Raw genomic sequence first — 22,400 nt, forward strand, 5'->3', positions numbered from 1 at the left:
GCAAAGAATGTTTTTTCGGCAACGATAGTCGGTACGTTCATGGTCTGTATCAGACGGCTTAGGGTCAGGCTGTCTGCCTGGAGCAGCGACCAGCCCTTATCAGCAGGGGCCGCTTGAACCTCACCGGCTATAATCTCGGGGCGCATATAGCCGGGCAGGCCACTCATGGGCAGCTCTACCAAAGCGGCACACCGGCCAGCAGGGTCAAGGTCGAGCCGATCAAGCCCCTCAGAAAAATTGGCGGTGTGCAGGAAATCGCTACCATCGAGCACCCACTGAACACGCCCAGCGGGGAAGCTGGCGGCTAGTTGATCCACAAAGGTCTCCAGGGCAACCCCCGCGAACAGTTCACCCTCTTCGTTGGTCTGTACAGTGCCCAGCGCTCCCCCAGCTTGGCTCTGCTCGCACAGAATGTAGAGCTGAGCGCGGCCACCCTGCATCTCATAGACGGTGGCTTCGGAGCGTGCGGCTAGGAAAGCTGGAAGGTCAAGGGCAAAGTCCCAGTGGGAGTCAGCCTCAAAAGGGGCAGATTCACTCTCTGTGAGAACAACCCGGCCCTCTTGGGCTGAATCCGTTTCGGGAGCTTGGCTAGTCTCTTCGGTTTCTGCCTCAGCCTGCACCTGCGAGGAGCTATTGCTCTGAGTGCCCTCGTCCACAATGCGCTGAATCAGCTCATCAAATTTCTGGGGGTCTGCCACCAGCTCGTCCACCATCCGCAGGTCTTCAACGCTCATAGGCTCAGTATGCCCCCCTGCGGCCTGCACGTTCACAGTGGCCTGATACTGGATCAAGTCGATGATATTCGCTAGCTGTTCACGCACCTGGCGCTTGATTTCTTCTTCCGAAACAGCCCGACTCTCCTTGCTACCCGGTTCGGTGCTATCGGCCTGGTCCGGGGTAAGGGCAAGGGCTGCCGGCCAGTCCTTGGGATCATCAACAACCGATAATCTCATACGAACCCACACGGTGCCAGCTTCCACCTGTTCGCCATTAGCAGGGGGCAAGGGATTGTGCTCGGGTTCGTCCAGGGGGAATGTCATAAAGCCTTTTCCTTGAAAGATGAGCGCCCCTTATCAGAGGGGTCAGGGCGGTAGGTGGTTCTAGCGGGCGGTGCTTGAAAACTCGTAGACAGCACCGGTGTCTAAAGCCCGGTAGGCTTGGCGAAGGCGGTGGGCGTGGCGGGCACCAAAATAGCGGTCCAGGTCCTCCGGCGCAACCCACTCATAGCCCACCAGTTCTTCTTCTTGCAGGGTGATTTCGGCACCCTCGGGCACTACCCCTGCATCGTAAATGTAGTAGGTTGAGTCGCCCCAGATACCCATCGCTAAGCCGTGAAAGATCACCAGAAGGCGGCCAGGTTCTAAGTCCAAGCCCACTTCTTCAGCGACCTCGCGGAAGCAGCCCTCCTGAGGTGCTTCACCAGCTTCAACCGTTCCACCGGGCACAGTCCAGCCGTCCTTGTAGTTGGGCTTAACTGCCAGCATGCGTCCCTGAGTATCACGAATCAGAGCACCGGCGGCCAGACGTCGGGTAGGCAATGTAGCAATAAAGGCTTTGAGCGCATCTTCAGGCAGGTAAGAATCAAGCATGTCAGTCTTCCCTCGGTTCATAAATACAGTGCTGTGCCCGGCGTGCAGGCCTAGACCCAAATAGGTGTCACTACCCAATGTACATCTGTCACAGGGCACTCAACAGCAGGGTGTCCCCTTGCACTCTCTCAGCAGAATAGGAGCACTAGAAGATAAGAAGCGGGCGGGCCAGTCGCTAGGACCGCCCCGCCCGCTCACCAATCCCGGGCTGTCACCTAATCACGCCCTACTTAAGGAATTTCTCGAAGCCCTTAGGCAGGTTCATCTCGGACATATCAAAGTCCTGCTTCTGCTGGCCAAAGGCTGAGCCTGCCGCGCTCTGCTTCTGAGCGGCGGCCTGTTCCTGGGCGGCGCGCTTGGCGGGATTACCGGAACGAGCCTTAGACTTCTTGCCCTTACCCTTACCCTTGCGGGCAGCGCCACCAGCGGCGGCCATACCCGGCATCTGCATGCCACCGGGCATACCGGCCATATTGCCACTGGCCAGCTTCTTCATCATCTTCTGAGCCTGGGCGAAACGCTCCATGAGCAGGTTCACCTCGGTCACGCTCACACCGGCACCCTTCGCGATACGGGCACGGCGCGAACCGTTAATAATCTTGGGAGCGACACGCTCGTGCGGGGTCATTGACCTAACGATTGCCTCAACCCGGTCAATTTCCTTCTCGTCAAAGTTCTCCAGCTGCTGGCGAATCTGAGCCGCACCGGGCATCATCATCAGCAGTTTCTTCATGGAGCCCATCTTGCGAATCTGCTGCATCTGAGCGAGGAAGTCCTCAAAGGTGAAGTCTTCCTGGTCCACGAACTTCTTGGCCATGCGGTCAGCTTCGGCCTTGTCCCAGGTCTGCTCAGCCTGCTCAATCAGGGTGAGCACATCGCCCATGTCCAAGATACGGCTGGCCATACGGTCGGGGTGGAACTGCTCAAAGTCGCTGACGTTCTCACCGGTTGAAGCGAACATAATCGGCTTGCCGGTCACCGAAGCAACGGAGAGGGCAGCACCACCGCGGGCATCGCCATCGAGCTTGGAGAGGACAACGCCGGTAAAGTCCACGCCCTCGTTGAAGGCGTTGGCGGTGTTCACGGCATCCTGACCAATCATGGCGTCAATGACGAAGAGAACTTCGTGGGGCTCGATGGCATCACGGATATTGCGGGCCTGTGCCATCAGCTCGGCATCAAGGCCCAAACGACCTGCGGTATCGACAATGACAACGTCGTGGAGCTTGGCGCGGGCCTCAGCCACACCGTCACGGGCCACCTGAACGGGGTCGCCGGTGGGAGCGTCAAATTCACTGGTGACACCGGGGTGCGGTGCGTAGACGGGAACGCCAGCGCGTTCACCAACTACCTTGAGCTGGTTGACGGCGTTGGGGCGCTGAAGGTCAGAAGCAACCAGCATGGGGGTGTGCCCCTGCTTCTTGAGCCAGTGCGAGAGCTTACCGGCCAGGGTGGTCTTACCGGCACCCTGCAAACCAGCCAGCATGATGATAGTCGGGCCGGTCTTGGCCATGTTAATGCGGCGGGTCTGCCCGCCCAGGATATTGACCAGCTCTTCGTTAACGATCTTGACGATCTGCTGGCTGGGGTTGAGAGCTTCAGAGACCTCCGCGCCCAGGGCACGTTCTTTGACGTGGGCGGTGAACTCGCGTACCACGGGCACGGCGACGTCGGCATCCAACAGGGCGCGGCGGATTTCGCGTACTGTGGCGTCGATGTCCGCTTCGGTGAGCTTGCCTTTACCGCGTAGGTTTTTGAAGGTTGCTGTCAGACGATCTGAGAGTGAATTGAACACGAGCCTTAGAACCGCTTTCGTATGCCGGTAGAAATCTTCTGGGATTCGCTACCCTACCCCTTGGTGTGGGCGCGGGTGTGCGCGAACGTATCAACTATCTAGGATAACGCATATTGTGTAGCTGTGCCGGGCAGGAGTCTGGGTATCGCGCGTGGTGAATGCTGATCGACATATTTATCCCAGTCCAACAGGGCAATGGTGTAACCGGTAGATTAGTGCTGGGGCGCACAGCCTCACCCTGTTTTCATTTGAGTAAGGACCGCCATGAGCTACGACGTTATGGTTATTGACCCCGCAACCGTTCCCACCACACCGTACACTGTCTTTCATCAGTGGTACGACAAGGCCACAGAGTGGGCAGAACCGCGCAGCTACAGCTCAACCGCTGGTTCCAGCGAACCCATCACCGCCTTCTACAACACCATCATTGAGAAGTTCCCCGACATGAACGGTGAATGGGACGACAGCCTTGAAGATGAAACCTACATGACCGACTACGGCATCGGCTCGGACCACATCTATATGGGCTTCGCCTGGTCGAAGGTAGAAGAAGCTGAGCCGCTCTGTATCAGCCTTGCCCATCAACTGGGCTTAGCTTTTGTGGATGTCAGCGGGACGGGCGATATCCTCATGCCTGATGGCACTAGGATTCAGCGCCCCAAGAACCTTTAGCCAGAACTCACCCGGTGCCCGGGCATCACCGCCGATACCCGGGCACCTTTCTAGAGTTAGGGTTTTGCCCCAAGCGGAGCCTAAAGATCAATCTCCAACAGAATCGGAGTGTGATCCTGGCGGGGTCCTGAATCGACCGTCTCCGATGTGGTGACCTTATCGGCCACGCGGTCACTGACCAGCCAGTAGTCAATACGCCAACCGGTGTTGTTAATCTTGGATGTTTTAGAGCGCTGGGCCCACCAGGTGTAGGCACCGGTCACGTCGCCGTGCAGGTGGCGGAAGGTATCGGTAAACCCACGTGAAAGTAGGTGGGTGAAGCCCTCGCGTTCCTCATCGGTAAAGCCGGGTGAGCGGCGGTTGGACTTAGGGTTAGCCAGGTCAATTTCGGTGTGGGCAACATTGAAGTCACCGGTCGCTAGGACCGGCTTGCTGGCGTCCAGGGTTGCCAGGTAGTCAGCATAAAGACGATCCCAGACCTGACGGTCCTCCAGGCGACGCAACCCCTCGGAGGCGTTGGGTGTGTAGACCTGGGTGATGTAGCAGTTTTCGAATTCGAGGGTAATCATACGCCCCTCGGAGTCCATGGTGGTCGGCGCGTCAAGGCGGGGGTAGGTGACAACCGGTTCCAGTTCGGGGCGGTAGAGGAACATGGTCCCGGCGTAGCCCTTGCGGGCAGGCTCATCGGAGGACACCCAGGCCACCTTGTAGCCCGGGAAGTAGCCATCAAGCACCTCCAAATGTTTTTTGGTGGGGCCCTTGACCGGGAGCTTGGTTTCTTGAATAGCCAGCACGTCCGGAGCCAGCTCTGAAAGAGTGGCAAAAACATGGCGGGACAGCTGGGCACGGGGTGATGCGCTGGTAAGAGCCGCATTAAGGGAATCAACATTCCAGGAAACTAGTTTCATATCTACCAGTCTAACGGCCACCCTGCTAGGGTCCCCACCAGCCACCATAGGCTATCGGCTCACTGTGTTGCTTTTCCGTCAGCTAAATGATTCTGCCCAGAAGTTTCCCTTTGAGGCCGGTGTAGGGCGGGTAAATCAAGCGCAGGGTATCCGGGGTGAGAGGCTTTATGAACACAGTTTTTTCGTGGCTAAAAATTTCCACGCTTTTTTCGCCATGATAGGCCCCCATGCCGGACTCACCTACCCCGCCGAACTGCCAGTTGTGCGGTGAGAGGTGAACCAGACCTGCGCCAAAGACCAGGCCACCGCTGGAGGTCTCTGCTACCAGCCGCTGTTGGTTCTGGGGCTGAACAAAGCCGTAGAGGGCCAGGGGTTTGTCACGTTCATTGATAAAGTCGATGGCTTCGTCCAGGCTAGCCACGGTCACAATAGGCAGCAGCGGCCCAAAGATTTCCTGGGTCATCACCGGGGCTTTGAGCGAGGCTGGTTTGAGCAAGGTCGGTTCAATGTATTTCTCTGCGGCATCGGTGCGACCGCCCTGCAGAATCTCACCGTCATCCAGGTATCCACTGACCCGCTGAAAATGGCGGTCGTTGACCATGCGGCCGTAGTCCGGTGACTGCTGGGGGTTTTGGCCGAACATTTCGGTAATAGCTGCCTGCAGCTCCGGGACTAGGTCTTTTTCAACCCCGTCGATAGCCAGCAGGTAGTCAGGAGCTACACAGGTTTGACCGGCGTTGATGAACTTGGCCCAGACGATACGCCGGGCGGCAGTTACCAGGTCGATACCTGGCTCTACAAGGGTTGGGGATTTACCACCCAGTTCCAAGGTGATGGGGGTCAGATGCTCGGCTGCGGCTCGTGCCACCACACGCCCCACCTGACCGTTGCCGGTATAAAAAATGTGATCATAGCGCTGGGCCAGAACTTGGGTGGTTTCTTCTACCCCACCCTCAATGACCCTTACCGCCTGAGAGTCCAGGTAGTTAGGAACCAACCGCGCAATCAGAGAAGAAACGGTTGGCGTGACTTCACTGGGTTTGAGCACCACGGTATTCCCCGCGGCCAAGGCACCCACCAGGGGCACTAGCAGGAGCTGAACCGGGTAGTTCCAGGGAGCAATAATCAGTACCGTACCAAGAGGTTCACGCACGGTAGCTGCCTTGCCGGGGGCCAAGGTCAGGGGCAGCGGCAGGCGGCGGGGCGCTGTCCATCGCGCCAGGTTCTTGAGGCTGTGATCAATAGCATCCAGCGTGATACCAATTTCGGTCATCTGAGCCTCAGTAGCCGACTTGTGCAGGTCAGCGTATAGAGCATCTAGAAGCTCCCGGGTGTTCTCTGCTACCAGAGCGCGGAGGGCCTCAAGCTGTTCCTGCCGCCAAATGCGCGGCTTGGTGGCTCCGCTTGCAAAGTACTCGCGCAAGCTCCTTACTGTCGGTTCAATCATGCTGATATCTGCTGCCATGTTTCTCTCTTTCATCGGGCCGGCTATTGTCGGTTATCTCTGCTATCTCGCCTTGGCGCTCCACACTCTAGCAGGTAGGCGGGTAGTCCTCTCGCAGCTGGCTTTGGTATTGTCTCTCCCCCCTCCCACACACAAGACATAAACGGGCAGAGAAAACCCGCGTACCCTCCCCCACAGCTGCTTGTAAGGAAAATACGCGGGTTCAAAGCTCATACTGCTTAGTCGAGCAGGGCGTCCACGAAAGCACCGGGCTCAAAAGGAGCCAGGTCATCCGGGCCTTCGCCCAGGCCAATCAGCTTGACCGGCACGCCCAGTTCTTCCTGGATAGCCACCACAATGCCGCCCTTAGCGGAACCGTCCAGCTTGGTCAGCACGATACCGGTAATCTGCACAACCTCGGAGAAGACTTTGGCCTGAATCATGCCGTTCTGGCCGGTTGTAGCATCAATAACCAGGAGCACCTCGGTCACGGGAGCTTCTTTCTGGACCACACGCTTAATCTTGCCCAGCTGATCCATCAGGCCGGCCTTATTCTGCAGGCGGCCAGCCGTGTCAATCATGACCGTATCTACACCACGAGCTTTGCCCTGACGGATAGCCTCAAAAGCAACGGAGGCAGGGTCAGCACCGTCTTTTTCTGAGCGCACGGTATCAACACCTACCCTGTCGCCCCAGGTTTGAAGCTGGTCAGCAGCGGCGGCGCGGAAGGTATCGGCAGCGCCCAGAAGCAGGTTCTTGTCCTCAGCAACCATCACACGAGCCAGCTTGCCAACGGTCGTAGTCTTACCCACACCGTTGACACCCACCACAAGCACCAGGCCGGGGTTACCGTCAACACCCTCAAGGTTGAGGGAACGGTCGGTGTCCTCCCCCACGATTTTCAGGAGCTCTTCACGGAGCATCTGCTTAACATGGGCGGGGTTCTCGGTACCCTCAACACGCACACGCTCTTGGAGGGCCTCCACCAGGCGGGTAGAAGGCTCAGAACCCAGATCAGCCAAGAGAAGGGTTTCTTCAACTTCGTCCCAGACCTCCTGGTCAATCTTGTCGCGGGACAGCAGAGCCAGCAGACCCTTACCCAGTAGGTTATTGGACTTGGACAGGCGGGCGCGCAAACGCACCAGACGGCCCTGAGCAGAAGCAGGCTTCTCAATCGAGGTGACCGGTTCACCGGAGTCGGTGACCGGGGTATCGTCGGCGTCGCGAGTCGTCCCATAGCCACCTTTAGGTGCCTTAGGACCGCGCAGGAGGACGGCTAGAACACCGCCCAGGATGAGAAGACCCAGCAGAATATAGACAATCAGAGTTAAAGAATCATTCACACCTCTAGCTTGCCACATTCTGCACCGCTATACAGCCCCCGCACCCACCGGTAGAATGCAGTTCTGCATATTAGCGCTCAGAGGTGTGAGCTATAATACTTTGAGAAAATCTAAGACTGGCGAAAGCAAGATGAGCAAACATATCCCCACCCCCTCCATGGACACCGGAGCCATCCCGGTCATTCCAGAATCAATCCGTCGAAGTGTTCACATCCAAGGCTCCCCTCACCCAGCACAAGAAAACACCAAAGTACCCACCCAAATCAAAGTACTCATCGCTGCCTCCTTTCTCATCGCGCTAGGATACGGACTTGTAGCACCCGTCCTCCCCGGCTTCGCACGCTCCTTCGATGTGGGAGCTATGGCGGCAACCTTCGTAGTCTCAGCTTTCGCCCTCTCCCGCCTTCTCTTCGCCCCGGTCTCCGGCAAACTCATTACAGCATTCGGGGAACGACGCATCTACTCCACCGGCCTGATCATTGTAGGGCTAGGATCCATCGGTGCAGGGCTATCTATCAACTACCCCATGCTCATCGCTTCTCGTATCATCGGGGGCACAGGCTCGGTCATGTTCACCGTAGCCGCCATGGGAATCCTGGTGCGCAACTCACCACCCTCCATCCGGGGTAAAGTCTCCGGCTACTACGCCACCTCCTTCCTGCTGGGCAACATCCTAGGCCCAGTCCTAGGAGCTGCCGCCTCCGCCCTGGGCATGCGAGTCCCTTTCTTCGTCTACGCCGGCATGCTCCTGTGCGCCTCACTCATCGTCATGACCCAGCTTAAAGACCAAGCACCACAAACCCACCTCAACACCCAGGGCATACCCGTAGCAAAGCCCGAACTCACCCTCAAAGAAGCCCTCAAGTTCAGCAACTACCGCTCAGCCCTGTTCACCAACCTCACCGTAGGCTGGAGCATCTTTGGACTCCAATCAACAGTTGTACCGCTGGCGGCAGTAGCCCTACTGGCCAGCCTCCACGGCTCAGAGGCAGGCTATGACCCTGCCACCGCAGGTGCCCGCCTGGCCGGTTTCACCCTGGCCACCTACGCAACCGGCAACGCGCTCATGCAAATCTACTCAGGCAAGCTCGGTGATAGAATCGGTCGCCGCCCCATGATCTTCTCAGGCCTCCTCTTGGCCGGCATCGTCACAATCGTCTTTGGAACCATTACCGCACCGTCGGCCTTCGTTGCCTCCGCAATCCTGCTCGGTATCGCTGCAGCCCTTCTGAGTCCCTCCCTCCAAGCGGCAATCTCCGATATCGTAGGCAACAAACGCTCAGGTGGCCAACCCCTGGCCTACTTCCAGATGGTCTCTGACATCGGCCTGATTGTAGGCCCGCTCTTCGCTGGCTTCATCATCGATGCCTGGGGCTTCTTCCCCGCCTTTGCTGTTGCCGGTGCACTCCTGCTGATCGCCGCCATTGGCTGGATACCGGGAATCAAACCCAAGTTCCCCGCAGATCTTGCCGACAAAGGCTACACAGGCCGCTAAGACTGCAGACACGAGCGCCGGGCTGAAATTTTCAGCCCGGCGCTCGCCCCCTTTAACCTGCCCTGCCTACACCTCAGATGATTGGCTGTAATCTGCAAGCCTCTGCGAAATAACAGCCGAAACGCCATTACGCATCGATACCCCGTAGAGTGTATCGGCCTGCGCCATAGTGCGCTGGTGGTGGGTAATCATCAGTAGCTGCGACCGTTCCCGCAGCTGCCCCAGCACCTCAAGAAGACGGCCCAGGTTTCGATCATCGAGAGCCGCTTCTACCTCATCAAGCACATAGAAGGGAGCCGGGCGGGCCATGAAAACCGCTAGCAACAAGGCCAGTGAGGCTAAGGTCCGCTCGCCACCAGAGAGAAGCGATAGCCTGGTTACTTTTTTACCAGCTGGCTTGACCTGAATCTCCAGGCCGCTGTTCTGACGGTCAGCGGGGTCACTGAGCACCAGCTCCCCCTGACCACCGGGAAAGAGCGTGGCAAAGATAGGCCCAAATTGTTCTTGGACATCTGCCAAGGCTGAGTCAAAAGAGGTCACAATGTAGTCGTTGACCTCCTTCATGACCGCACGCACATCGGTGCGACTAGCTTTAATGTCAGATATTTGCTGGCGCAGATAGCCAAACCGTTGTTCCAGAGCCTGATATTCCTCCAGCGCTAGCGGGTTGGTAACACCCAGGCGGGCTAGCTCAGCTTCTGCCTGGGCCAGAGCTTTCTCAGTCTCAGCACGATCAGCGGCCACCCCGCTACGGCTTGCAATCAGCTCATCCAGGCTCAGCCCTAACTCATCACGGACACGGTTCTCCAACCCCTCCCAGCGCGTCTCACAGCGAGCCCGCTGGGCGGCGGCCTCTGCCTGGAGCGTCAGCGCAGCAGCCAGTGATTTCTGCCCGCTGGCTAGTTTCTCCCGGGTATCGCTGAGACCTTCTGCCAGGGTAAGGGCCTGGGACCGTGTGTTTTCGTGGCCTTTCTCTGCCTCTTTCAGTAGCCCGGCTAGCTGACAAGCAAGAGCCTGAGCCGCCAGGTTTAGACGGGTAGCTTGGCGACGAGCAGCTTGTTCCTGGGCATGGCGGCCTTGCCGATTCAGTTCGGCCGTTTCAAGGGCGTTCAGAGCTTCTTGGGCTTGGAGTGAGCGAGCATGGGCGGCCTGTGCATTCTCCCGATCGCGCTCCAGACCGGTACGGGCCTGAGCAAGTCGTTCAGTAGCTTGCTGAACGGTGCTAGCGGCTTCTTGCGCCCTCTCCAGCAGATCAGCAAGGTTGGGGTGAGGTGGGTTCTTCCGGGCGCGCTCAAGCTCATCTGTTGCCGTAGCCAGTTGTGCTGCAGCCTCTTTAAGCGCTTCATCTGCTCGGTGTGCCGCATCGGTGAGCCTGCGCTTTTCAGCCTGGGCACTGGTACAGGCCCCGGTCAGACCAGCCAGGTCAGTTCGAGCTGTGGTGACCCGCGCAGACAGGGCTCCAACCTTTCGGGCCGCCTGCTTCTCCTGCTCCTGGGCAAGAGTCAGCCCCTGCTGATTTTGGGCAAGGGCCAGGCGAGCTTCTTCGCATTCCTTTTCGATATCTTTCATATGCGACTGAGCCGCAATCAGCTGGGCGTGAGCGTCAAAGCTCGTCTCGACCTCTTGGGGGTAAAGGACAGAGACAGATGTGACCAATAGGCCGTCTGCTGTCGCCACGGTGATGTCCGGGAAGTCTCTGACTGCTTCCTGCGCCTGGACAAGGTTCTCACAGAGATAAACCCGGCCCAGGAGAATGTTGAGGGCATCTGTTAGCGCGGCGGGGGCAGATAGGGCCTGCCGCAAAGCCATAAAACCCTTATCTTCAAGTTCAGGTATAGATAGTTCCTTCTGTCCAGATGGGTTCTGCATGCCTTCGGGCCGGAATACCTGCGAAACCAGGTGGGGCTGATTCCTCCCTTTCTTATCAGCAAGAACACGGGCATAGGGACCAATGACAGCTGCTACAGCCTTCTGCCACTGAGGCTTAACCTCAAGTAAAGATACAAGCTCCTGCGCACCTGCGCTCAGGGCTTTTTCGCGCTCCCCAGCTGGCTCGGTGGATGACTCGTGATCCTGTGACCAGGCCGCTTCGAGTGCCTGGTAGCGAGCCTGAGCAGACCGCAGAGCCAGCTCGGTCTCTTGCAGCTTGACCCGGCTCTTCTCCTGGGCATCCGCCGCGGCTTGACGTCCGCAACGGGATTGTTTCTCGTAGAGGAGAGCCTGCTCGTACTCTGCTACAAGCGCTTGGACCGTGGCACGGGCGGCTTCAACAGAAGCGCTCACCTGCGCCTGGTTGCTCTCAAATTCTTGGTATTCATCCTTGCGGCGGGCTGCTTCAGCCTGAGCTTTTTCAAAGGAGGTCCGCGCCGCTGCAAGTGCGGTGGTCAGCTGCGAAAGCAGTTCCCGGTGTTCAGCAACCTCACTCCTAGCCTGCTCTAGCTCTTGGTTGAGCTGACGGTGATCCTTTTCAGCAAGCCGCGAGATGTCTTCCAGGCCTTTAAGCTCTTTTTCCGCCTGAAGCACCCGTTCCTTAGCCAGGCGGGCGGCTTCTTCTTCCTGGCCTGCACCCAGCCGGGCAGTTTCAAGGTGCGCCAGGGCATCAGCATAATCGTCCTGCTGATTCGCCTGTTTTATACGCTCTGAGGCAACCCGCTCAATCGTCTGGACCCGGGCAGCAAGAGCCTTAAGGGTAGCGACTTCTTGCATGCTTTCTTCCAGGCTGGCTTTGATGGCGGCTTCATGTGCCGTAAGGTCAGCCAGGTCTTGGGTAAAAACCAAGTTCTTTTCTTCGGAGCGAGCGCGGGCTACAGCCGCCTGTTCGGCTGCTTCAGTGTGTTCCGCTATCTCCGTTTTCAGATGGGCACCATCCAGCGCCAACAGATCACCCTTCAGTGCCCGCACACGAGCGGCAACGTCAGAGGCAATACGAGCCGCTTCAGCCTGCTCGCGCCTTCCTTCGAGCTGGTCAGAAAGTTCAGCAGCCAAATCTTCCAGCCGGTCAAGATTACCTTTAAGGTCGTCGAGTTTAGCTGCGGTCTTTGCCTGGCGACGGCGGTGCTTGACCAGGCCAGCAGCCTGCTCAATCAGCTCCCGTCGGTCCTGGGCGGTGCCGTGCAGGATTTTATCGACCTGCCCCTGCCCCACCAGGGTGTAGGGGTCTTTGCCCACGCCGGTATCGGCAAGAAGCTCCTGAACATCGGTCAGACGAGCGGGCTGGCCGTTGATTTCGTACTCTGACCCGCCAGCGGAAAACATGGTGCGAGTGATGCGAATCTCTGAGTGAGGGAGCGGTAAGGAACCGTCAGAATTATCAATAACCAGCTCAACCTTGGCCCGACCCAGCGCCCCGCGTTCGCCGCCACCGGCAAAGATGACGTCCTTCATGGCAGCTCCGCGCAACTGCTTAGCGCCTTGAGCACCCATGACCCAGGCCAGGGCGTCCGCCACGTTGGACTTGCCCGACCCGTTGGGCCCAACAATCACGTTCAGGCCCGGTTCAAACTCAAAAACGGTGGCCGAAGCGAAGGATTTGAAGCCGCGCACGGTCAAAGATTTCAGGTACATTCGAGGCCATTCGGTTGTTCTCTTGGGACAAATTCTCAGGTTTCAACTCTACAACAGCAGCTCCTGGCTACTGTTCGGTGTGAGAGGAACCAGCCCCGCCAATGGGGCGCATGCAAGCGAGCGGGGCATAATATGGTAACGGTGCGCTTTGCAATGAATATTAGCGCCCGCCCCTGTCCCCACTCCGAGGCTAGAAGAGTAGATTGACCGCTAATTCAGATATACGCCACCAGAACGCTTCGATTCTGTCTGTCACCCGTGTACTGCCTCCCGAGGTAGTCACCAGTTCCTACTTCGATGAGCAGCTTGCCGCCACCTATAAGCGGCTCAAGATGCCCAAGGGCCTGCTTGAACGCCTGGCCGGTATTAGTGAACGTCGTTCGTGGGGTAAGGGCATGACCTTTGAGGACGGCGCTGTTGCCGCCGCCGAGCAGGCTATGGCCCAGGCCGGTATCGCCAAGGAACAGATTGGTCTTATCATCAATACCTCGGTAACCCGTGATAACTTTGAGCCTGCCGTTGCCGTGGGCATCCATGACCGTCTGGGTTTGCCCCGCCAGGCCCTTAATTTTGATATCACCAATGCCTGCCTAGGCTTTGTCAATGGCATCACCGTTGCCGCAACCATGATTGATGCCGGGGCGATTGATTATGCTCTTATTGTGGACGGTGAGGATCCTTCGCCCTGGCATGCTACTGCACTTCGTCAGCTCAACCGCCCTGATTCCACACGCGACGATGTTCTTGCCCAGTTCGCTACGCTCACCCTAGGGTCGGGTGCGGCCGCAGCAGTCATCGGTCGTTCCGACTTACACCCCAAGGGGCACAAGATTGTTGGCTCTGTCTCCCGCTCCGGAACCGAGCACCGCAACCTCTGCATCGGCGGCGAGGCTGACCAGGGTATGAGCACCGATGCCGCCGGTCTGCTCAAGCACGGCCTACAGCTGGTCGCTGAGGCCTGGGAAGAAGCCCACCAGAACGGCTGGGACTGGACCGATATGCACTCCTATGTAACGCATCAGATTTCTAACGCTCATACCAACGCAATTATTGAGGCGGTGGGCATTGACCGCAAGCGGATTCCGCTGACCTTCCCCGTCTGGGGCAATGTTGCGGCGGCGGCTCTACCTATGACCCTGGCCGAGGACAGCACCAACTACTCCCCCGGCGACCGTATTCTGTGCATGGGCGTTGGCTCCGGCCTGAATACTGCCCTCATGGAAATTATCTGGTAATAAACCTTTGGGCCCCGGCTCTTTCTGCCAGCAGAGAGAGCCGGGGCGCTGCCTTCTAAAGGGTGCATTGCACCGTCCCGCGTTTTAGCCTGACGAGAGAAATACATGAAGAATCTACAGCTCACCCCGACTCCCGCCCAGTGGCCAGGTGTTGACAGCGACTGGTCCCAGACCATCACGGTAGCCTCCACAGCGCCGGTTGAGAGCACCGGGTCTAGCCGCACCTGGCATTATCTGGATAACGGGCCCCAGCTGGCTGCCGCGGGGCGGGAACCTGTCGGTACGGTATTGGCTGTCCATGGTAACCCCACCTGGTCCTACCTGTGGCGTTCGGTCTTAGCGGCAGCTAACCAGGCTGAACGCCCTTGGCGGGTGGTGGCTGTTGATCAGCTCGATATGGGCTACTCGGAGCGTACCGGTCTCAAACGCGCCCTCATCGATAGGGTAGCTGACCTGGGAGACTTCACAGCAGCACTGGGTCTCGATAGCACCGACCGCCCTCTTCTTACCCTGGCCCATGACTGGGGTGGCCTGGTATCACTCGGCTGGGCACTGCGGCACCGCGATATTCTCTCGGGCATTATGCTCACCAACACCGCTGTCTTCCACGACTCGGCAGAAAAGATTCCGCTTGCTCTGCAAGCCGCTCTGAACCCCGCTCTTCATTCCTGGGCTACGGCAAAATCTTCCGCCTTCATTGACGTCACTCTGGGTCTTGCGCAAAAGCCGCTGGGCGAGGCTGTCAAACAGGCCTACAAACTCCCTTATACCACCAGTGAGCTTAGGGCCGGTGTCCGTAATTTTGTAGCGGATATTCCCGCTACCCCGGCAGCAAGCAGCTACCGGCAGATGATTGAAATCGCAGAAGGTATAAGGGAACTGGACCTTCCAGCTCTCATGCTCTGGGGTACTAAGGACCCGGTCTTCCAGCGCCGCTACATGGCCGATCTTGCCACCCGGCTACCTCATGCTGATATCCACCGTTTTGAACAGGCCAGCCACCTGGTCGCAGAAGACGAAGACATTGCCAGCCCTATTCTTAACTGGCTGACTGAGCACTTTGTCACCGGCATCACCCAGCGTGAGCGCCACCTTGCAGCCCGCCAGGAGCAAGCCCCCGCTTTAGGCGAATACCGCCCGATGATTGCGGAGTTGACCGCCCGGGCCAAGGATCATTCACTGGCCGTTGTCGATATGAACCCCAAGGGTGACGGCACCCAGGTTGCGGCTCAACTGACCTGGGCGGAGCTGGCAGCTGAGGTTGATCGGGTCGCTGATGGCCTGTACCAGTTGGGTGTAGGCCGGGGGCATCGAGTCAATCTGCTGGTTCCTCCGGGTATTAGACTCACTACGCTCATCTATGCCTGCCTCAAGCTGGGAGCGGTCATTGTGGTGGCCGATACCGGGTTAGGCGCAAAGGGGCTAACCCGCGCTCTGAAGGGTGCCCGCCCCGACTGGCTGGTGGGTGTTCCCGCTGCCCTCACCGCCGCCCGTTCTCTGGGCTGGCCCGGCCAGCGCATTGCTGCCACGGCTTTGCCCAAGGCGGCCACTAAGGCTCTGGGCCTTGTGGGTTCCGTTGAGGATTTCACAAAATCTGGAACCGCTGACGTTGAGCTCCCCGACCCCGATAGCGACGCGGCAGTTCTTTACACCTCCGGCTCCACCGGCCCCGCTAAGGGTGTGGTTTATAGCCACCGTCAGCTGGCCGGTATGCGCGATACCATTTCATCGACCTATGGTTTGAAGGCTGGTAGCGGCCTGGTTGCCGGCTTTGCCCCCTTCGCCTTACTTGGCCCCGCTCTGGGCGCAACCAGCGTGACTCCCGCTATGGACGTCACCAGGCCCAAGACCTTGACAGCGCGGGCGCTAGCTTCGGCAACAGCCGCTATCGACGCCACCACCATTTTTGCCTCCCCTGCGGCTCTGATGAACATCATTGATACCTTTGATGCCCTTGATGAGAACCAGCGGGCCGCTCTGGCTAAGGTCACTACCCTGCTTTCAGCAGGGGCACCAGTAACGACTCCCCTCTTGACCAAGCTTCAGACCATTTTGCCTGCGGCTTCTTTGCACACTCCTTACGGTATGACTGAAGCCCTACCCGCCACCGATGTTTCATTCGATGAGATTAAAGAGGCTGAGCAGGACGCCCGTGACGGCATGCACGGCGCAGGCGGCGGCGTTTGCGTGGGCAAGGCTGTTGATGGCGCTTTCGTTCAGATCGCCCCCTTACTGGCCGATGGTACTGCCGGTGCAGAGACAAGGCAGGAGCCCGGTATTACCGGCGAGATTCTGTTGGCGGCCCCTCACGTTAAAGACCGTTATGACACCCTCTGGGTGACCGAGCAGGTTTCAACTTCGACCCCTGGCTGGCACCGTACCGGCGATGTGGGGCACTTCGATGCGGCTGGCCGCCTCTGGGTGGAGGGCCGCCTAGCCCACATGTTGGTGACCTCCCAGGGTGTACTGACCCCTGTTGCTCTGGAACAGGCTGCTGAGGGTGATGCCGAGGTGCGCCGCGCTGCCGCTGTAGCCATTGGTCCCGCTGGTACTGGCACGGTTGTGCTGGTTGCTGAGGTCGGTCCCAGCTTCCGGGGTAAGAGGACCGTTCAGGGCCCTGCCCCAGTTGATTTGGCGGCTCGGGTACGGGAGCGTGTCCTGGCTGAAACAGGCGTGGAGGTATCGGCTGTCCTCATTGTGGATGAGCACCCCACCGATGTTCGCCACAACTCAAAGATTGACCGCCCTGTGGTTGCTCAGTGGGCTGAGAAGGTCCTCACTGGTAAGCGGGCTCGCCTAGGAAAGGGTGTTATCGCATGGTAGTCTCCCTGCGTTCTTTAGATCCCAAGGTCTGTCTGCCGGAGCTCGGTGAGACCGTTCTGGTTACCGGTGCCTCTGGGTTGCTGGGCCGCGAGGTGGTCTTTGCCCTCCTGCGAGCTGGCTACTCAGTCCGGGCCTTTCAGCGCGGGGACGCCCAGCTTGAAGAGGTTTTACCCCAACACCTGCGGGGCCGTTTTTGGCAGGTGCGGGGTTCGCTCACTGACCCCGGCGCTGTTGAGCAGGCCTTGACCGGCGTGGATGGGGTGGTCCACCTGGCCGCCAAGGTTTCTGTGGTGGGCCGATGGGAGGACTACCGCCTGGTCAATGTGGAGGGTAGCCGCACACTCCTTGAAACTGCTCAGACTCTGGGGGTCAGTAAGTTCCTGCATACCTCATCGCCTTCTGCAGCTCATACGGGTTCGTCGATTGTAGGTGAGGGCAACCCTCCTGCCTCTCCCAACCATGCCCGGGGTAACTATGCCCGCTCTAAGGCTGAGTCTGAGCTACTGGCCCTTTCCTATAACTCGGACCGTTTCTGGGTGGGTGTTCTGCGCCCGCACCTGGTCTGGGGTCCGGGTGATACCCAGCTGGTTGAGCGTGTTTTGGAGCGTGCCGCCGCTGGCCGTCTCCCCCTGCTCAATCGTGGCTCGGCGATGATTGACACGCTCTATATCGACAACGCCGCTGACGCTTTTGTGCGCGGCTATCAGCGTCTTGAGGCTATCCGGGGTATTCCTCTGGTGGTTACGAACGGCCAGCCCCGCCCGGTGGCGGAGGTTATTGCAGGCATGTGTGCCGCGTGCGGGGTAAAACCGCCTGCTTATTCGGTGCCTGCCCCGGTGGCTTACGGGGCGGGTTTGGTCATGGAGAAGCTCTGGAAGGTTTTTGCTCCCGGTGAGATTCCGCCGCTGACTTCTTTCTTGGCTGAACAGCTTTCTACTGCCCACTGGTTTGATCAGGCAACTACTCGTAGCTTGTTGGGCTGGGAGCCCGAGGTGAGCCTGGAGCAGGGTTACCAGGCTTTGGGCCGTTTTTATGGGGATCGGTTTAGTAGCTAAACCGGGTCTTTATCCCTCAACCCCGCGGGGCTTCCGTTGACAGTGCGGATGGAGTGCCCGGGTGCGAGCGGGCGAGCACACCAGAGGGCAGGTAATCGGTGCCCGCCACCTTCAGGCACTTATCACTGAACCCCGCGGGGCTTCCGTTGACAATACGGGCACCGGTAGGAGCTCCTACCCCCAAAAGGTTCACGTACCATCAGCGAGGTGCGACCCGCTTCCAGGCAACGGCAGCAGGGGCGCCCTGCCTGACCGTAGGCCTTGAGGGAACGGTCAAAGTAGCCTGATTCGCCGTTGACGTTCACATAGAGAGCGTCGAAGCTGGTGCCTCCTTGGGTGAGGGCATCGTTCATGACCTCTTGGCAGGCTTTGACGAGTTCCCGGGTGGCTTGCGGTGTGACTGTCCGCGCTGGCTTGGCGTAGTGGAGTTTTGCCCGCCAGAGGGCTTCGTCGGCGTAGATGTTTCCCACCCCGGAGATGGCTGACTGGTCAAGGAGTAGTTTCTTAATGCCGGTTGATGTGGACAGCATACGGCGGCGAAAGTCTGCGCTATCAAAGTGGGGGTCGAGCGGGTCACGGGCGATGTGGGCTACAGCCTCAGGAATGAGAGGCAGGCCCAGGACGCTCATGGAGGCTCCTGGGAGTGGTTGCCCCTGTGTGCCTGTGACCGCTTGTAGGGGGCTGAGGAACATGCCACCGAAGATTCTCTGGTCCACGAAGCGCATATCGAGAGGGCTGGTTTGCCCGCTTTCATCTGTGGCATCTTCGAGTTTCAGCACGATTTTCTGGTGTTTTTCGGCGGGCATGGGCCCCTCTTTGAGCAGGACTTGGCCGCTCATACCCAGGTGAATGACTAGGGCGAAGTTTTCAAGGAGCCTGGTGTCTGCGGGATCTGCCACGGAGTTCAGGCTGGCAGCTTGCTGGGCGTGGATGTGGGGCTGGGCGTGGAAGAGGACCCACAGGTATTTGCCACGCCGGGCGATATCGGCTATTCGCAGGCCGGTGAGCCGGGCGCAAAAATCTGGAGTGCCTTCGGTGTGTCGACGGAGGGACCGGCTATCGGCTACGGTGACAGCGCCCACTCTTGCCCCTACACAGTGGGCAGCAAGCCCCCGTCGAACAACCTCAACTTCGGGTAACTCAGGCATACTACTTGACCTCTCTTTAGTGTCGTCCCCTAAAATTATGCCCTCTTTACCTCGCTCTTTAGACAGGAGCCTTGCAGAATAGAGTCTAGGCTATTGCGCAGAGAGCAGCCGAGTCTGAACACTACCCTGCCTTGTACCCTGGGTGTGGGTATACCAGCCAGCACAAACTGCTAACCTCAAGGATTATTATGTCTCATCAACCACTGCCCTCCGCTAGGGGCGCGACACAGTCTTATGCCCATGAGCAAGAGGGTTTTAAACAGGGGCTCAAACCCCGCCAAATCCAGATGATAGCAATGGGTGGATCCATTGGTACCGGCCTCTTTCTGGGCGCCGGTGGTCGGTTGCATGATGCCGGTCCCTCCCTAATTTTCCTGTACGCTATCGCCGGTTTCTTCGGCTACCTGATCCTGCGTCAGCTAGGTGAGCTAGTGGCCTACCGTCCTTCGTCCGGCTCCTTCGTGAGCTACACTCGTGAGTTCTACGGTGAGAAGTGGGCTTTCTTTGTGGGCTGGATGTACTGGTTCTCCTGGGCTGCTACGGCCATTGTCGATGCCACTGCTATCGCTATTTATTTCCGTTGGTTCGGTCAGTACCTCCCCTCCATTAATGATGTTCCCCAGTGGGTTGTTGCCTTTGTCGTCATCGTTCTGGTGGTTTCCATGAACCTAATTTCAGTCAAAATTTTTGGTGAGCTGGAGTTCTGGTTTGCTCTAGTAAAAGTCTGTTCGCTCCTAATTTTTATGGTGGTTGGTATCCTCTTCCTTATTTTTGGTACTCCCACGGGTGCCCCGGTGGGTATTACCTTAATAAGCGAATCTGGGTTCTTTCCCAACGGTCTAATGGCTGCTTTGATTGTTTCTCAGGGCGTTATTTTTGCTTACTCAGGTATTGAGCTGGTGGGTACAGCTTCGGGAGAGATTAAGGATCCCCGCCAAGCTATCCCCAAGGCTATCAATACTGTAATTTGGCGTATTGCCCTCTTCTATGTGGGCTCGGTTCTCTTGCTTTCGCTTTTGCTCCCCTACGATGCCTACAGCGCCGATGAGTCGCCCTTTGTGACCTTCTTCGGTTCAATCGGGGTGGATTACGCCGCACCCATTATGCAGCTTGTGGTGATTACTGCAGCCGCTTCTTCACTGAATGCTGGACTCTACTCCACCGGTCGTATTACACATTCTATGGCTATCAACGGCTCAGCACCCAAGTTCACCGGTGTAATGAACACCTCGGGTGTGCCTGTGGGCGGTATTTTGTTGACCGGTGCAGTAGCTCTGTTGGGTGTCATCATCAACTACTGGAAGCCTTCCGATGCCTTTGAAATTGTCCTGAATATCTCGGCAATTTGCATTGTGATTGGCTGGATGGCTATCACCCTGCCTCACCTGCGTTTCGTCGCCCTGGCACATAGGGGTGAGCGTACCCGCCCGGACTTCCGTGCTCCTCTGGCTCCCTTTACCAACTGGTTGACCATGTTCTTCCTGGTGGGTGTACTCGTACTCATTGCCTACGACTATCCCATCGGAACCTACTCGCTTGAGGCGATGGCTCTGGTCATTCCTCTGCTGGTCCTTGGCTGGTTCATGGTTCGTACCAGGGTTAAGCAGCTGGCTCAGGAACGTCTGGCAGAATCCACAGCCAAGACGACCTCCATCAGCATTGTGACCCGAGAAGACGAAATCGGCCTGCCCTAACGATTCATGGGGCGGTTGCCAGGCTGTGAGCGGCCAGCCTGCTTAGCTCAGGGTTGGGTAAGGCTCCGCTTAAAGTCAGAGGGCGGGGGAAGCAGAGGTAATCTTTGCTTCCCCCGCCCTCTGGCATAGGGGACTTTACTTACTGTCGCCGTAGACCCTGTAGTAGGCTTCTTCGGCGGCCATTCGTTCAGCTTCTTTCTTGCTGGTCCCTTGCCCAGTACCCATAAGGTTATCTGCTAGCAGTAGCTGGGCTGTGTAACGGCGGGCATGGTCAGGGCCAGTACCCTCCACCCGGTAGACCGGCTCCCCCAGAGAGTTCGCCGCGGCGTACTCCTGGATTTCGGTCTTCCAGTCACGACCAATGTTGAGGGTTTTACGATCATCCAGCAGGTGCGCTGTATGAGCTAAGACCAGCTCGTGAGCTTTTGCGGGGCCGTAGGCCATGTAGACGGCACCGAAAACAGCTTCCATGGTGTCTGCAAGGATTGAGTCCTTGTCCGCTCCACCGGTCTTTTTCTCACCCTTGCCTAGTAGGATGCAGGGGCCCAGTTTGAGGTTGCGCGCCAGCATCGCCAGAGTCCGGGTTGAAACGACCACATGGTGGCGTTTAACGAGTTCACCCTCGGCCAGGTCCGGGAACCTCTTGTAGAGTTCAGAGGCAACGGCCAGTGAAAGAACCGAGTCGCCCAAAAATTCTAGGCGCTCGTTGTGGGGCACGTTACCGTTCTCAAAAGAATAAGAACGGTGCGTCATAGCAAGCTGAAACGTCTCGGTATCGAGTGTGATACCGAGACGTTTCATAAACTCTTGTGATGCAGAGTTAGTCATACAAACGCTAACTTACGCGTCAGCTACCTTGCGGCCCTTGTACTCGTAGAAGAGTTCGTTGCCGGCTGAGTCAGTTACAAGCTTTGCCTGGTGGGGCAGGGAGTAGGTAACGCGACCGTTTTCAACGGTCTTGACCAGCTGAGGTACGGACGCCTTCCACTGGGAACGGCGTGCGCGGGTGTTAGCACGGGACATTTTCCGCTTGGGAACAGCCACAGCTATCTCTTTTCTCTTGTCGCTTTATAAGTTTATTTTTCGTCTGCATTGAGCAACGCAGAAAGCGCGTTCCACCGGGGGTCGATGACCTCGTGGTGGTGCTCAGGGTCGTCCTCAAGGCGTGTGCCACATTCGGAACACAGGCCCTGGCAGGAGTCACTGCAAACAGGCTGGAACGGCAGTTGAAGAATCACTGCGTCCCGCAGTGCCGGTTCGAGATCAATTTCATCGTTCTCTACGGCATACTGCTCATCTACTTCATCTTCGGGGCCACCTTCTGGTGCCTTCTCGAAAACAAAAAGCTCTTGAACATCGGCTGTAACTTCAAAGTCAACCGGGTCTAGGCAGAGACTGCACTCACCGCTAACGGTAACGCATGCAGTTCCAGTAACCAAGATACCATCTGAAACGGATTCCAGGCGAACATTGAGGTCAATGTCGCTTCCTTCTTCCGCTTCAATGAGAGCGTTGCCAAAGTCGCTTGGCGCTGGCAGAACTTCTTCAAGGGTCTCCATGGCACCCGGGCGATGAGCTAGATCCCTTACAGAGATCATCAGGGGCGATGAATCTTTTCGTGAAATGACGAACTCC

The 22,400-nt window shown here is 58.0% G+C and carries 17 protein-coding genes; 6 read left to right on the forward strand and 11 right to left on the reverse strand.

The window, feature by feature from the left end:
• The 3 genes from ACN080_RS09320 to ffh form a co-directional block, all read right to left on the reverse strand.
• On the reverse strand, positions 1–1,040 hold a 1,040-nt coding region (locus ACN080_RS09320; protein ID WP_419113625.1), incomplete at its 3' end, for a hypothetical protein.
• 60 nt (positions 1,041–1,100) lie between these two features.
• Entirely contained in the window at positions 1,101–1,589 is a 489-nt protein-coding gene (locus ACN080_RS09325) for an NUDIX domain-containing protein (RefSeq protein WP_419113626.1), read from the reverse strand.
• 226 nt (positions 1,590–1,815) lie between these two features.
• Positions 1,816–3,384 (reverse strand): signal recognition particle protein, encoded by a 1,569-nt coding sequence (ffh, locus tag ACN080_RS09330; RefSeq protein ID WP_419099504.1) that lies wholly within the window; start codon positions 3,382–3,384, stop codon positions 1,816–1,818.
• Between the two features lie 264 nt (positions 3,385–3,648).
• Here ffh and ACN080_RS09335 point away from each other — a divergent pair, with 264 nt between their 5' ends.
• Positions 3,649–4,056 carry a hypothetical protein gene (locus tag ACN080_RS09335; RefSeq protein ID WP_419113627.1) on the forward strand — a complete coding sequence of 136 codons (408 nt, stop codon included), beginning with the start codon at positions 3,649–3,651 and terminating at the stop codon, positions 4,054–4,056.
• An 80-nt stretch (positions 4,057–4,136) separates the two neighbouring features.
• Here the strand turns inward: ACN080_RS09335 and ACN080_RS09340 are convergent, their stop codons facing one another.
• The 3 genes from ACN080_RS09340 to ftsY all read right to left on the reverse strand — a co-directional run bounded on the left by ACN080_RS09340 (position 4,137) and on the right by ftsY (position 7,751).
• Positions 4,137–4,964 (reverse strand): exodeoxyribonuclease III, encoded by an 828-nt coding sequence (locus ACN080_RS09340; RefSeq protein ID WP_419099502.1) that lies wholly within the window; start codon positions 4,962–4,964, stop codon positions 4,137–4,139.
• Between the two features lie 82 nt (positions 4,965–5,046).
• On the reverse strand, positions 5,047–6,429 hold the full coding sequence (locus ACN080_RS09345) for an aldehyde dehydrogenase family protein (protein WP_419113628.1): 1,383 nt from the start codon (positions 6,427–6,429) through the stop codon (positions 5,047–5,049).
• A gap of 218 nt (positions 6,430–6,647) precedes the next feature.
• Positions 6,648–7,751 carry a signal recognition particle-docking protein FtsY gene (gene ftsY, locus ACN080_RS09350; RefSeq protein ID WP_419113629.1) on the reverse strand — a complete coding sequence of 368 codons (1,104 nt, stop codon included), beginning with the start codon at positions 7,749–7,751 and terminating at the stop codon, positions 6,648–6,650.
• 130 nt (positions 7,752–7,881) lie between these two features.
• Here ftsY and ACN080_RS09355 point away from each other — a divergent pair, with 130 nt between their 5' ends.
• Positions 7,882–9,246 (forward strand): MFS transporter, encoded by a 1,365-nt coding sequence (locus tag ACN080_RS09355; protein ID WP_419113630.1) that lies wholly within the window; start codon positions 7,882–7,884, stop codon positions 9,244–9,246.
• Positions 9,247–9,312: 66 nt separating this feature from the next.
• Here ACN080_RS09355 and smc read toward each other — a convergent pair whose 3' ends face one another.
• A complete protein-coding gene (gene smc, locus ACN080_RS09360) occupies positions 9,313–12,810 on the reverse strand; it encodes a chromosome segregation protein SMC (protein ID WP_419113631.1) in 3,498 nt (1,165 codons plus the stop codon).
• A gap of 203 nt (positions 12,811–13,013) precedes the next feature.
• On the opposite strand from smc, the gene ACN080_RS09365 reads away from it, so the two are divergent.
• The 3 genes from ACN080_RS09365 to ACN080_RS09375 all read left to right on the forward strand — a co-directional run bounded on the left by ACN080_RS09365 (position 13,014) and on the right by ACN080_RS09375 (position 17,923).
• Positions 13,014–14,045: a 3-oxoacyl-ACP synthase III gene (locus ACN080_RS09365; protein ID WP_419104688.1), complete on the forward strand. Its 1,032-nt coding sequence runs from the start codon at positions 13,014–13,016 to the stop codon at positions 14,043–14,045.
• Between the two features lie 105 nt (positions 14,046–14,150).
• Positions 14,151–16,868: an alpha/beta fold hydrolase gene (locus ACN080_RS09370; RefSeq protein WP_419113632.1), complete on the forward strand. Its 2,718-nt coding sequence runs from the start codon at positions 14,151–14,153 to the stop codon at positions 16,866–16,868.
• Positions 16,862–17,923 (forward strand): NAD-dependent epimerase/dehydratase family protein, encoded by a 1,062-nt coding sequence (locus tag ACN080_RS09375; RefSeq protein ID WP_419113633.1) that lies wholly within the window; start codon positions 16,862–16,864, stop codon positions 17,921–17,923. Before ACN080_RS09370 ends, ACN080_RS09375 begins: the two co-directional genes overlap by 7 nt.
• Positions 17,924–18,045: 122 nt before the next feature.
• Here ACN080_RS09375 and mutM read toward each other — a convergent pair whose 3' ends face one another.
• A complete protein-coding gene (mutM, locus tag ACN080_RS09380; RefSeq protein ID WP_419113634.1) occupies positions 18,046–19,071 on the reverse strand; it encodes a bifunctional DNA-formamidopyrimidine glycosylase/DNA-(apurinic or apyrimidinic site) lyase in 1,026 nt (341 codons plus the stop codon).
• A 188-nt stretch (positions 19,072–19,259) separates the two neighbouring features.
• Here mutM and ACN080_RS09385 point away from each other — a divergent pair, with 188 nt between their 5' ends.
• Complete coding sequence (locus ACN080_RS09385) at positions 19,260–20,765, forward strand: amino acid permease (protein ID WP_419104684.1); 1,506 nt, start codon at positions 19,260–19,262, stop codon at positions 20,763–20,765.
• Positions 20,766–20,900: 135 nt separating this feature from the next.
• Here the strand turns inward: ACN080_RS09385 and rnc are convergent, their stop codons facing one another.
• From rnc to ACN080_RS09400, 3 genes are read right to left on the reverse strand one after another with little or no spacing between them, the layout of a single operon-like run.
• Positions 20,901–21,593 carry a ribonuclease III gene (gene rnc / locus ACN080_RS09390; protein ID WP_419104683.1) on the reverse strand — a complete coding sequence of 231 codons (693 nt, stop codon included), beginning with the start codon at positions 21,591–21,593 and terminating at the stop codon, positions 20,901–20,903.
• Between the two features lie 12 nt (positions 21,594–21,605).
• On the reverse strand, positions 21,606–21,809 hold the full coding sequence (gene rpmF, locus ACN080_RS09395) for a 50S ribosomal protein L32 (RefSeq protein WP_135011069.1): 204 nt from the start codon (positions 21,807–21,809) through the stop codon (positions 21,606–21,608).
• A gap of 32 nt (positions 21,810–21,841) precedes the next feature.
• Entirely contained in the window at positions 21,842–22,324 is a 483-nt protein-coding gene (locus ACN080_RS09400; RefSeq protein WP_419099492.1) for a YceD family protein, read from the reverse strand.
• Positions 22,325–22,400: the final 76 nt, after the last annotated feature.

It is taken from the genome of Rothia sp. CCM 9416, from assembly GCF_048513535.1.
In the GTDB taxonomy this organism is placed as follows: Bacteria; Actinomycetota; Actinomycetes; order Actinomycetales; family Micrococcaceae; genus Rothia.